General features: G+C 63.6%; 8 protein-coding genes. 2 read left to right on the forward strand and 6 right to left on the reverse strand.

Going from position 1 to position 12218, the window contains the following annotated elements; genetic code table 11:
• Nucleotides 1-2759, reverse strand: a 2759-nt coding sequence (locus LB538_RS28440; RefSeq protein WP_224532544.1) for a beta strand repeat-containing protein, incomplete at its 3' end; no start/stop codon positions are given.
• 324 nt (nt 2760-3083) lie between these two features.
• Here LB538_RS28440 and LB538_RS28445 point away from each other — a divergent pair.
• A complete protein-coding gene (locus tag LB538_RS28445; RefSeq protein WP_224532545.1) occupies nt 3084-4028 on the forward strand; it encodes a transglutaminase-like cysteine peptidase in 945 nt (314 codons plus the stop codon).
• An 84-nt stretch (nt 4029-4112) separates the two neighbouring features.
• Here the strand turns inward: LB538_RS28445 and LB538_RS28450 are convergent, their stop codons facing one another.
• From LB538_RS28450 to LB538_RS28465, 4 genes are read right to left on the reverse strand one after another with little or no spacing between them, the layout of a single operon-like run.
• Complete coding sequence (locus tag LB538_RS28450; protein WP_224532546.1) at nt 4113-4754, reverse strand: ribbon-helix-helix domain-containing protein; 642 nt, start codon at nt 4752-4754, stop codon at nt 4113-4115.
• A complete protein-coding gene (locus tag LB538_RS28455; RefSeq protein WP_224532547.1) occupies nt 4744-6033 on the reverse strand; it encodes an HlyD family type I secretion periplasmic adaptor subunit in 1290 nt (429 codons plus the stop codon). Before LB538_RS28455 ends, LB538_RS28450 begins: the two co-directional genes overlap by 11 nt.
• 15 nt (nt 6034-6048) lie before the next feature.
• Nucleotides 6049-8181 carry a type I secretion system permease/ATPase gene (locus LB538_RS28460; protein ID WP_224532548.1) on the reverse strand — a complete coding sequence of 711 codons (2133 nt, stop codon included), beginning with the start codon at nt 8179-8181 and terminating at the stop codon, nt 6049-6051.
• A gap of 38 nt (nt 8182-8219) precedes the next feature.
• Complete coding sequence (locus LB538_RS28465) at nt 8220-9608, reverse strand: TolC family protein (RefSeq protein ID WP_224532565.1); 1389 nt, start codon at nt 9606-9608, stop codon at nt 8220-8222.
• A gap of 471 nt (nt 9609-10079) precedes the next feature.
• Between LB538_RS28465 and LB538_RS28470 the strand changes: the two genes are divergently transcribed.
• On the forward strand, nt 10080-11420 hold the full coding sequence (locus LB538_RS28470; RefSeq protein ID WP_224532549.1) for an NAD(P)H-dependent oxidoreductase: 1341 nt from the start codon (nt 10080-10082) through the stop codon (nt 11418-11420).
• Here LB538_RS28470 and proC read toward each other — a convergent pair.
• Complete coding sequence (proC, locus tag LB538_RS28475) at nt 11395-12210, reverse strand: pyrroline-5-carboxylate reductase (protein WP_224532550.1); 816 nt, start codon at nt 12208-12210, stop codon at nt 11395-11397. The genes LB538_RS28470 and proC overlap by 26 nt on opposite strands.
• Nucleotides 12211-12218: the final 8 nt, after the last annotated feature.

Here is a 12218-nt window from a genome sequence, read left to right on the forward strand (position 1 = left end):
ATCGCCGCAGCGCTCGTCGCCGTCATGATCGCCGGGTTCAGCACGCCGTCCGTCGTCGGACCGTTATTGGTCTCGTCGAGCGTCACCGAGCTGCCGACCACCGCATTCGAGATCGTAGGTACATCATCCGTGATATTGATCGAGATGGTCGAAGTGGATGTATTGCCGAAGCTGTCGGTTACCGTGAAGGTGAACACATCCTGCCCGGGCTGCACATTGGCGCCGTCATTGCCCGCCGGAACATTCGCTTCCGGCGACGTCAACGTATAGGTGTAGGTGCCGTCCGCGTTGACGTGTAGGATGCCGTATGTGCCATTGATGTTCGTGCCGACATTGCCGTTCACGTCGCTGCCGATATTACCGGCCTGAACACCGGTCACGGTCGCCCCGTCAGGATCCGAGAAGGTCAACTTGCCCGTCGTCGTCTCCGAGCCGTCGCCCGCATGCGAGCCGTCCACCGTCCCGGGGCCGAGGTCACCGACCGGTGGTGTTGTGTCGATGCCCGCCTCGTTCACCGCCGCAACCTCCGCCACCACACGCGGCTGGCTGCCGGTCACCTCGATCGTCAGCGTCGCCGGCGAGGTATCGCCGTCGCCGTCGGTGATCGTGTAGTTGAAGACGTCAGTGCCGGTCGGCGTATTCGGGGTGGCCTGATAGCTGTAGTCGCCATTGGCGAAGACGGTCAGCACGCCATGCGCGCCGGTCACCGTCGTCACGCCGGCATTGGTCACCGCGTTCGTCCAAGCGATCGAGGCGATCCCGTCCGCTCCAGCCGTGTCCGCCGCGCCGAGACCATGGGTGCTTGTCCCGGTCTCGACATTGCCGGTCACGGTCTCGCCCGACTGCGCCGCGTCCGTGTCGTTACGTGCCGTCGGCACGTCGTTGACGATGTCGATGGTGAGCGTCGTGGAAGCGGGGTCGCCGTCGGAATCGACCACTTGGACAACGAAATCGTCATGTGTGCCGTTACCGGTGGTGCTGTCGAGCAGCGTGTAGGAATAGGTGTAGCCGGTCCCCGGCGTGCCGGTGATCGTCAGGTCGCCATACTGGCCGTGCACCAGAATGCCGCCGGCCGCGTTCGTCACCTCAATCTGGGTATTGTCCTTGTCGGTCACATAAAGGTGGCCGATCGTGTCGCCACCAGTGGTGATCGCCAGCGCGCCGGTCGTCGTCTCGCTGGTGTCGCTGTTGTTGTTCGCGTCGTTGTCGGCGATTTCACCCGAGCCGGCCGGCAGGCCATCATGCGGCGGAAGGCCGGCCTCGCTCGCTGCGCTATGGCCGTTCGCATCAGGATTCTGCGGCGTCACATCGATGGTGGGCGTCGAATCCGGCTTCAGGTTGATCGTCACCGTCGCCACCGAGGCGTCGCCGTCGCCATCGACGATCCGGTACTGGAAGGTCACGGTTCCTTCTTCGCCAGCAGTCGGCTTGTAAGTGAAGGTGCCGTCATTGTTGTAGGTGACCGTGCCGGCACCGCCAGTCAGCGAGTTCGCCACATAGCTGACCTTCGCCGGGTCGGTGATGTTGACGCCGTCCGCGCCGGGCACGTCGTTGGCAATCACGTTCACCGTCACCGGCGCGTTCTCGGTTGCCTGCGCGGCAACGTCGTCATGCGCCGTCGGCACGTCGTCAATAATTTCGACGGACAGCGTTCCCGGAAGCGAAACGTCGCCATCGCTGTCGGTGACCGTCACCGTCATGTTGTCGAAGATGGAATCGGTGCCCGCACCGGAATGCTGCTCGCTGTGCACCAGCGTATAGGTGTAGCTCACCTGGCCGGTGGCGGCGTCGTAGCCGTTGATGGTCAGCGTGTTGCCGAAGGGCGTCACAATGTTGATCGGTGTCGACGCGCTGTTGGCAAGCTCAGCGGCGGTGATCACATGGCCATTAATGTCCACCGAGCCGATGCCGTCGGGCGAGGTGATGGTGAAGGTACCGGTGTTGTGCTCGGACGGGTCGTTGTCCATTGCGGGGTCGGTGCCCGCTTCGCCGGACCCCGTCGCGCCGGCGGTCTCGAGGCCTTTTTCATCGACGCTGGTGTCGCCGCCGCTGGTCGAGGGCGTCAGGTCGAGGATCGTCGGCGTCGAATCGGGTAGCAATCCCGGGAACAGCTCCCGATGGTCCGGCTGGCCGAAGGCAAGGTCCGTCGGCGGCAGCAGCGACGTCAGGCCGAAGCCGTCGCCGATGCCGCCTGCGGGATGTTCGAAATTGCCCCCTGCGCTGCCCGGCGAGCCGTTGCCGCCGGCCGAGATCGAGCCGTCGGCGCCGAAGGCGATATCGACATGGCTGGCCTCGAGCGCGGCGATCAGGGCCACGCGCGGCACCTCGACGTCGCCGAGAATGAAGGTCGGCACATTCAGCGCGGCGTCCTTGATGACGATCTGGGATCCGTCGGGCTGCGTGAGGACGAGATCATGTCCGTCGACCTTGATGTTGTCGATTGACACGCTGGCCGGAAGCTTCACGACATTGCCGGCCTCGACATGATATTCATGCGGCGTATTGCCTGCCGCTGCATTTGCCGCCGGTGCGTTCGCGGGCGCAGCAGCCTTGGCATCGGCCGGCTGGTTTGCGGCCGGCGCATTGGCCGCGCCTTGGGCCGGCGCGCCGCTGCCGACATCGACCGGCACCGGTTCGCTCGCCGCCTGGGCGGCGGTCGCCTGCGCAACCTGCACACCCGTCGAGATATGATTTTCACCAGCGCTGGTGTGCTCGTCCCAGGAATTTGAAACGGCGTCGAATTCGATATTGGTCGTCATAGCTAAAGCCCCTCCGGCATTTCCCGGAAAGAGACATGTCAGGCCCGGGCTTTGCAACAGACGTTCAATCTATTTCATATATTCGAATATGTAGAGAATCGCATTTTTTACACTTGGTAAATTGCGATGATATATCTGGATATGCATGACCTTAACGAGGGTGGGAATGACCGCGCAGCACGCCTTCCGCCTTGGTAAATGTAAGTATAATTTTGAATAAAATTTGACGCAAAATAGAATGGCGTGATTCGCGGAAATTTACCCACCTTCCTTTCCGATAATTTGAGACAAGATTGGTAGCGTCCACAGTCAAAGGTGGGCGTTATGAAAATACAAAAAGCAGACCCGACGGGGATCAAGGTTCTCTTGCTGGCGATCGGCCTTGTCGCTCAGGCAGGTCCATCGTCGGCAAGCGCGAATTCGGGCGCGGCTCCTGTCCTGCAAGAGGTGCTTGCGCCCGCGAGCCTCGGCGGCGTTTCGCTGGCCCGGCCGCTGCCCTGGCAGCCGGCCTCCGCGTACCGGATCGCGGATGTTTCTGTGGGCTACGCGCCGGCAGCGCCTTACGAGGCTGAAGCGCACGCCAAGACCGATCCCGGCATCGACCCGATCCAGACCGCCGCGATCATCCCCGGCGTCTTCGGCTCGGTCGCTTTGTCGATGCGCAACTTTCCGGTCGCGGCGCGCTGGGCTCCTGTCTACAAGGCCATCGTCGATTGCACCGCCGGCAGCGTCTGCGACCGCGAGAGTCCGGCTTTCGCCGAGATCGTCAAGATTGCCGGCGACAAGGGCTTTCGCGACAAGCTGTCCTTCGTCAACAGCAGCATCAACCGCCTGATCGCCTATCGCAAGGACAGCGTCGTCTATGGCAAGCTCGACTATTGGGCGAAGCCGTCGGAAATCCTCGAGCATCGCGCCGGCGATTGCGAGGATTTCGCCATATTGAAGATGGCGGCGCTGCTCAGGGCCGGCATCCCGGCGCAGAGCATGTCGCTGGTGGTGCTCCAGGATCGCCGCCGCAAGTTCTTCCATGCCGTCCTGTCGGTGAGCACGGGAAGCGGCGCCTTCATCCTGGACAGCCTCGGCAACGCCGTCCTGCGCGACAGCGATCTGCCCGACTATGTTCCGCTCTATTCCTTCAGCACCGATCGCGCCTGGATTCACGGGTCGAAGTCCGGCGCGCAGGTCGCCGACATCGCCGGCGGCTTCGCCACGGTCGCCCCGGGCGAAGGATCGCCGGAACCATCAGTGGCTTCGAGCCTGAGGCAGTAGTTCGAGCGGTTCAGCGCCTCGCCGAAAATACGCGGTCGCTCTGTTGTCTGCGCAGCCCGGACAGTTCCGGAAGAATGCGTAGCTCTAGCCGTTGTAGACGAAAGCCATCAGCAGTTCCGGCTCGGTGACGGGCGCACGCACGGCGCTGAGCTGGCCGCGATAGCGGCGCTCGCCGGCGCCGATGACGAAACCGCTGGTGACCGGCGTTTCGCCATTGGCGTCGAGCCGGGCGAAGATGTCGGGAACGTTGAGGTCGAGCGCCAGCTTCAAGTCCTGGCGCCCATCCTCCCCGGACGCGCTCGGCAATTGGCGCCGGACCAGTTGCTGGAACGGCGTGTTGAAAGCCAGGATCTTCTTCGAAGAAGACAGCGCGAAGGCGGGCGAGGGGCAGGCGACCAGGATCGCGTTGATCGTGCGGATCGAAGCGAGCTTGCGCAATTCCATGCTTTCCTCGGCGAGGCCGCGCATACAGGCGACGCGGATCGCCGAGGTGAGGTTGCCCTGGTCGGGATGATGTTCGGCGATCTCCTCGACCAGCATGCCGATCGTGCATTTGCGGCTTTCGGCCATCTGCTTCAGCGACACCCAGAAGGCGCGCTCCAGCCGGATGCCGCGACGCACGCCGCCGCGCGCCACGACGCGGAATTCGGGGCCGAAATCCTCGGCCGCGAGCGATGGCAGCAGCCGTTCGCGCGAAGTGTCCGGATGGATGGCGCTATCGCTCACTCATTGCCTCCTGACGCGCCTTGTTGATGGGCTTCAAAAGATAGTTGAGGATCGTCTTGCGTCCGGTCTTGATGTCGACCGAGCAGATCATGCCGGGGATGATCGAGTAGGTCTTGCCGTTCCTGGTAAGCGTCGATTTGTCGGTGGCGACCCGGACCTGGTAATAGGGCTCGCCCGTCTTCTGGTCGACGAGGCTGTCGGCGGTGATGTTGGAGACCTTGCCTTCGATGCCGCCGAAGATCGAGAAATCATAGGCGGTGACCTTGATCAGCGCCTCCTGGTTCGGCTGGATGAAGGCGACGTCGCGCGGCGAAACCCGGGCTTCGACCAGCAGCGTCTCGGAGGTCGGCACGATGCCGGCCACGACCGCGCCCGGCTGCACGAAGGCGCCGAGCGTGTTGACGTCAAGCGTGTTGACGATGCCGTCGACCGGCGAGCGGATGTCGGTGCGCGCCACCTTGTCGGTGGCGCCGCGGATGGTTTCGTCGACCACGGACAGATCGGCGAGCGCCTGCGTCAGGTCGCTCAACGCCTCCTGCTGCAATTGCAGGCCCAATTCGTTCACCTGAAGCTGGGCCTCGGTGATTGCTCCCTTGCTCTTCTTGATGGTCTCGCCGGCAAGGGTCAGCTGTCCGCGAAGGTCGGTTTGTTCGCGCTCGACGCGGATCTGTTCGGTCCTGGCCATCAGGCCTTTCTTGACCATGGGTTCGACCAGCGCCGCTTCCTGGTCGGTGACGGCAAGGCTCTTCGACAGGCGGTCGGCGTTGGCGGTGGCCTCGTCGAGTTCCTTCTCGCGCTGGTCGAGGCGCGATTTGAGAACCGACAGCTTGACCTCGAAATTGTCGCGGCGCGCGACAAGCAGCCTTTGCTCGTTGTCGCAGATCTCCGGCGCGACCTTTTGGATTTCCGCCGGGCAGGGGAACGACCCTTCGACACTGCCGCTCTGCTCGAACTGCAGCCTGGCGATGCGCGCCTGCAAAGCTCGCGCCTTGGCCTTCTCTTCGCCAAGGCTCGAAGTGTTGCCCGAATTGTCGAGGCGGATGATGAGGTCGTTCCTCTTGACCGTCTGGCCGATCTGGACGGCGATCTCCTGCACCACACCCGGTTCACTGGCCTGGATGATCTGCGTCTTCGAAGCGGGTATCACCTTGCCGTCGCCGCGCGCGATCTCGTCGACCTCGGCGAACGACGCCCAGGCCGTGAAGCACACGAACAGCGCCCCGACGATGTAGACGGACGCCGAGGCGAAAAGTGGTGGCCGGTCTTCCCTTGCTAGCATGTCCATACGTTCCGGTCAGGCATTTGCCTTCTGCAGCGCCTGGATGACTTGTTCCTTCGGCCCGTCGGCGACGACGCGGCCCTGGTCGATGACGATGAGGCGGTCGGCAAGTTCCAGCATGCTGTAGCGATGGGTCGACACGATCAGCGTCGTGCTGCGGTCGAACGCCACCTTGAGCTGTTTGATCAACTGCCGCTCGGAAGCGAGATCCATCGAACCCGACGGCTCGTCCAGGAAGACGATCTTCGGTTTGGTCAAAAGCAGCCGCGCGATCGCCACAGCCTGCCTTTGGCCGCCCGAGAGATTGGTGCCACGCTCGCCGACATTCATGTCGTAGCCACGCGGATGCCGCGACACGAAGTCGTCGACGCCGGCGGCCTTCGCCGCATCGATGATCTCCTCGTCCGTCGCTCCCGGCGCCGCCATCAGGAGGTTCTCCTTGATGGTTCCCGAAAACAGGTCCCCGGCCTGCGCGACGATGCCGACCGCGGCACGCACCTCCGAGGGGTGGTATTGGCGGATGTCGATGCCGTCGAGCAGCAGCTCCCCCGACGTCGGCAGGAACAGCCGGCCGATCAGCCGTCCCATCGTGGTCTTGCCGGAGCCGATGCGGCCGATGATGCCGACCCGCTCGCCAGGCCTGACCGCGATGTTGAGCCCGCTCAGAACCTCGTTTTCCGTGCCCGGATAGGCGAAGCCGACATTCCTGAAGACCAGCGCGCCGCTGCGGATCGGCCGGTTGACGAAGCCGACGGTGTCGGGGCGGTCCTCCGGTTGCGACATGATCGTGTTGATGATCTTAAGCGACAGCATCGCCTGCCGGAACCGGGCAAGCGTGATGGCGACCTGGCCGAGCGGCGCCACGGCGCGGCCGGCGAGCATCACGGTGCCGATGATGGCGCCGGTCGACACCTGGCCTTCCGAGAACGCATAGGCGCCGGCCACGACCAGGGCGACCGTCACGAATTGCTGGATGGCGCCGGTGATGTTGCCCGCCGCCGCCGAGAGCTCCTTGATTTTTTCCGACGTGTTGGCCGCGTTCTTCGAGTGCTCGCCCCATTTGCGCAGCAGGTAGGCTTCGGCGCGCAGCGACTTGATCGTCTCCAGCGTCGAGATGGACTCGACCAGCAGGGCCTGGCGTTGCGACGCCTCGTTCATCGAGGCCGCGACCCGCTTGCCGATCCGCCGCTGCGTGATCAGCCCGACAATGACGGAGATGACGAAGGCCAGCGCCGGTATCACCACCAGCCAGCCGCCGATGGCGTAGATGACCGCCAGGAAGACGAAGACGAAGATCGTGTCGATGAAGACGCTGATGGTGTTCGAGGTGAAGAACTCGCGCACGAACTCGTATTGCGTGACGCGGTTTGCATATTCGCCCGTCGACCCGGGCCGTGCCGAAAGCGAGGAATTCAGCACTTTCTCAAACAGCAGGTAGGAAATCCGCAGATCCGCCTTGCGACCGGCATAGTCGATCAGCGATGCCCTGGCCGTCTTCAGCAGCAGGTCGAACAGGATCGCCGCGCCGATGCCGAGCGCCAGCACCCACAGCGTCGAGATCGCCTTGTTGGGCAGGATGCGGTCGTAGACATTCATGGTGAAGATCGGCGAGGCGATCGCCAGCAGATTGATGAACACCGCCGACAGCACCACTTTCGAATAGGTGCGCCAGAACGCCCCCATGGTGCCGGTCAGCCAGTGGCGCCTTTCGATCCGCGCGGCGGTGCCGACCGTCATCTCCTCGGCCTGATTGGCATAGGTGATCGAGAAGGACGTGCCGCCGCTGATATAGCTTTCGGCGAGTTCCGACCTGTCGATCGTGGTGCGGCCGTTTTCCTGTGGCGCCGTCAGATATTGCCCGCCCTCGATTTCCGCCAGGAGGGCGATCGGCAATTGGCTGACGCGAAAGACGATGGCCGGAAGATCGAAGCGGCCGCGCAGGAAATCGCGATGGCTGAAATTCTGCACCTCCAGGCCGATGCGCTCGGCCAGATGACGGATCTCGTCCGGCTCGATGCGCGTCTCCGAAATCGGCACGCCGGCAAACAGCACCGTTTCGGCGCTCGGCCTGCCGAGATAGGCCGCCACAGCGCAGAAGCAGGCTTTGAAAGCCTCCTTGGGCGATAGGATATTAGGTTGCTGGTTCACGATCCGCCCCGAAGGACCGAAGATCGATACTACATCGGCTACTTTTTCCTGACCGGCGCGAGGATGTCGAACGGCAGATCGTTCTTCTGCTCCGACGGCGTGCGCGCATAGGTCTCGGTATCGGCCGTGGCCGGCACACCGAATTCCTCACGCGCGTAGGCCGCGGCCTGCTTGGCCGGCTGGATGTTGAGCGTCTTCAGCAATTCGCCGGTTGCGGCCAGCAGCCGGTATTCCGCGAACAGCGACGCGTAGGACGACGTGTCGGCCAGCGTCGCGGTGTTGAAGCGCGTGTTCTGGGCATCGAGCACGTCGAGCAGCGAGCGCTGCCCGACCTTGAACTGCTCGCGATAGGAGGCGACCAGCTTTTCATTGGTAGCTGCCTGCTGCCGCAGTGTCTTTGCCAGCTCCGCCTGGCGGAAGCGGCGGTCCCATGAGGTCCGGACGGCTTCCTCGATCTCGCGCAGCACCTGGTGCAGCGCAAGGCGCTGCTCGCTGGTGCGGCGAATCTGTTCCTGTTCGTTGGCCTTGTCGATGCCGCCGCGATAGAGGTTCCAGCGCAGCACCACCCGAGCCTGCAGATCGCTCGCGTCGCCATTGTCGCCGTCGATGTCATATCCGCCCCGGGCAACGCCCTCGGCGGTAACCGTCGGGCCGTATTTCGCCCGCGCCGCGTCGACCAGCGAAGCGGCGGCGTCGATGTCGCTGTTGGCCATATGGACGCGCGGGTTGTTCTGCCTGGCGAGCCCGATCGCATCGTCCAGCGACCGCGGCAGGGCGGCTGCGACATCGGCGGGCCGCGACGCGTTGGTCAGCGGCTTGCCGACATTCTTGAAGAAGCGGATCTTGGCCGCCTCGAGCTCTTCGGTCGCTTCCTGCATCCGCGCCTTGGCGGCATAAAGGCGTTCCTCGGCCTGCTGCCGGTCGGCATCGTTGAGCGCGCCGCCTGCGATGCCTTGCCTGATATCGCTGAGGATGGACTGATGGAAGCCGAGATTCTTCTTGGCTTCGACCACGATCGAAGCCTGCAGCATGTATTCCAGATAATCCTGGACGACGGCGAGCCCGATGAACTCGGACCGTTCCAGAACCCTGAAGGACGCTCCATCGACCCGCGAGGCCTGGCGGTTCAGTTCCGCCCGCCTTGCGCCGCTGTCATAAAGCGTCTGCGAGACGGTGAGGTCTGCCTCGTTCGGATAGAGAGCTTTGTGATCCTCGTCGAGCGCGCGCCGCGTGTCGTTGTCCAGGCGGCGAACGCCGGTCGATGCTTCCAGGTCGACGCTGGGAAGGTAAAGGCCTTTGGCCTGTCGCAGCTCGAATTCGATCGCTTCGCGGTTTTCGATCGCCTGTCCAATCTCCGGATTGGACTCCACGGCGACGGCGACAGCTTCTTTGAGTGTGAGTGCGCTGGCGCTACCACAAGCCAACATTGACACCGTGACAGCAAGCGCAACGCGCCAGCCGACGGTAATTTTACCCGTCCTGGTCATTTCTACCCCGTGACTATCCCCGCGCCATTATTTTTTTATTGGCGCCTATTTGCCCAAGCCTGCCACCGGACCTTTCAGCCAGTATCTATCAGATTTTTTGGGGCCGTGAGCATATAATGGATTAGACACCCGCTAAAATTGCGATTTCCGGCATTAGGGTTAAAGCCTGTAGCAAAAATAGCACAGAAACCGGGCGCGCTCATCGGGAATCTCCCAGTTCAAATCGCGCAGCGATGGTTATGGTCTGAAAGAAACGGCGAATCGTACGGCGGCCGTGCACAAGCTCCTGCGAAATCTGCTGCGGCGTTGCAAAGCATGCGCAAGAAAACGCCATTTCAGCCTGGTTTGATTGGCAAACGCGGATCGTTCCCTGTATTGCCGGCCGGAGCAAAAAGCCGTGGATTTTGTTGCATGACCAATATCGCCCTGACCGGGCTTGCCCGCGATCTCGCCCGACGCGCCGCCGAGGGCAGGCCGGTGCGCATCGGCGTCATCGGCTCCGGCGAGATGGGGACCGATCTGGTGACGCAGGGCATGCTGATGCCGGGCATCTCGATCGCGGCCATCTCCACGCGCCGCCCGCACACTGCCCGTGAGGCGATCCGCATCGCCTATGGCGACGAGGCGATGGCGGTAGAGGCCGAAACCGCTTCCATGGTTACCCGGGCGATCGAGAGCGGCAGGATCGCCATCACCTCGAATGAGGTGCTTGTCACCAACCCGCTGATCGACGTCGTCATCGACGCTACCGGAAAACCTGGCGTCGCCGCCGATTTCGACCTGATGGCGATGGAGCATGGCAAGCATCTGGTGATGATGAATGTCGAGGCCGACGTGACCATCGGCTGCTACCTGAAACAGCAGGCAGACCGGCTGGGTGTCGTCTATTCGGTCGGCGCGGGCGACGAGCCGTCAAGCTGCATGGAGCTGATCGAATTCGCCTCGGCGCTTGGGCTAGGCATCGTCGCGGCCGGCAAGGGCAAGAACAATCCGCTCAACCACGACGCGGTTCCCGACGACTACCGGGAAGAGGCGGCGCGCCGCAACATGAACCCGCGCATGCTGGTCGAGTTCGTCGACGGCTCGAAGACCATGGTCGAGATGTGCGCCATTGCCAACGCCACCGGGCTGGTCCCGGATGTTCCAGGCATGCACGGCCCCAGGGCCGATCGCGATCAGCTGGCCAAGGTGCTGATCCCGAAAGAGCGTGGCGGGCTCCTGTCGAGGAAAGGCGTCGTCGATTACACGATCGGCAAGGGCGTGGCGCCCGGCGTTTTCGTCATCGTCGAGGCGATGCACCCGCGCGTCGTCGAACGCATGGACGATCTCCATGTCGGCACGGGCCCTTATTACGGCCTGTTCCGGCCCTATCACCTGACTTCGCTGGAGGTGCCGCTCACCGCCGCCCGCATTATGCTCTACGGCAAGCCCGATATGGTGCCTCTGCCGAGGCCGGTGGCGGAAGTCTGCGCAGTCGCCAAGCGCGACCTTGCCACCGGGGAGACCCTGGATGCGATCGGCGAGACTTGTTACCGCTCCTGGACCATGACCGTCGGCGATGCCCGCGCCGTCCGCGCCGTCCCGGTCGGCTTGCTCGAAGGCGGCAAGGTGCTGAAGCCGGTGAACAAGGGCGAGTTGTTGACTGAGGACAATGCCGTGCCGGACCGGACAACGAGGCTCTACGCCCTGCGCCGGCTTCAGGATGACATGCTCTACGGAACGAAGATTACTTCCCCAGCTCTATCGACCTGAGCCGCGCGGCTTCCACGGCTTCGGTGACGAGCTTCGTCAAGCGGTCGCCGCCCATCAGCACTGCAAGCGCCGCAGCGGTGGTGCCGTTGGGGCTGGTCACCTGCTGGCGCAGCACGCCCGGCTCCTCGTCTGCTTCCGCGGCGAGCGAGGCGGCGCCGAAGACGGTCTGCATGGCAAGCAGCTTGGCGGTTTCGGCGGGAAGACCGGCCTTCTCGGCCGCGACCGTCAGCGCCTCGATGAAGTGGAAGATATAGGCCGGGCCTGAGCCGGAGACGGCCGTCACGGCGTCCATGAGGCCCTCGTCGTCGATCGTCGTCACGACGCCGCTCGCCGAAAGCAGCTCAAGGACGAAGCGGCGGACGTCGTCGGAGACCAGCGGGTTGGAGAAAACGACCATCATGCCTTTGCCGATCGCCGCCGGCGTGTTCGGCATGCAGCGGATGACCGGCGCGAGCTCGCCCAGGATTTCCTCGAACGTGGCGACCGGCGTGCCGGCGGCGATGGAGAGAAAGCTGGTCCTGCCGTCGCCGAAGCGCTTGTACTGCGCCGTCACCTCGCGGATCACCTGCGGCTTTACCGCGATGACGACGAGATCGGGCACGGCATCGGCCGGAATGCCGGCGGCGTCGGCGGCAGCACGGCAGCCCAGATGTTCGGCGCGCCGGCGCAGTTCCGCGTTGGGCTCGACCACGAACACCGCTTGCGGCTCGAGCTTGGCGGATTTCAGCCAGCCCGAGAGCATGGCGTAACCCATATTGCCGCAACCGGCGAGAATGAGCCTGATCGTCATGAAAACCT

The organism is Mesorhizobium sp. Ca11 (genome assembly GCF_020165275.1).
Lineage (GTDB): Bacteria > Pseudomonadota > Alphaproteobacteria > Rhizobiales > Rhizobiaceae > Mesorhizobium.

What these genes read in the sequence shown, in the direction of transcription:
- LB538_RS28465 (WP_224532565.1), bottom strand. Translation starts at nt 9,608, where the DNA reads ATGTTGGCTTGTGGTAGCGCCAGCGCACTCACACTCAAAGAAGCTGTC.
- LB538_RS28470 (WP_224532549.1), top strand. Translation starts at nt 10,080, where the DNA reads ATGACCAATATCGCCCTGACCGGGCTTGCCCGCGATCTCGCCCGACGC.
- proC (WP_224532550.1), bottom strand. Translation starts at nt 12,210, where the DNA reads ATGACGATCAGGCTCATTCTCGCCGGTTGCGGCAATATGGGTTACGCC.
- LB538_RS28445 (WP_224532545.1), top strand. Translation starts at nt 3,084, where the DNA reads ATGAAAATACAAAAAGCAGACCCGACGGGGATCAAGGTTCTCTTGCTG.
- LB538_RS28455 (WP_224532547.1), bottom strand. Translation starts at nt 6,033, where the DNA reads ATGCTAGCAAGGGAAGACCGGCCACCACTTTTCGCCTCGGCGTCCGTC.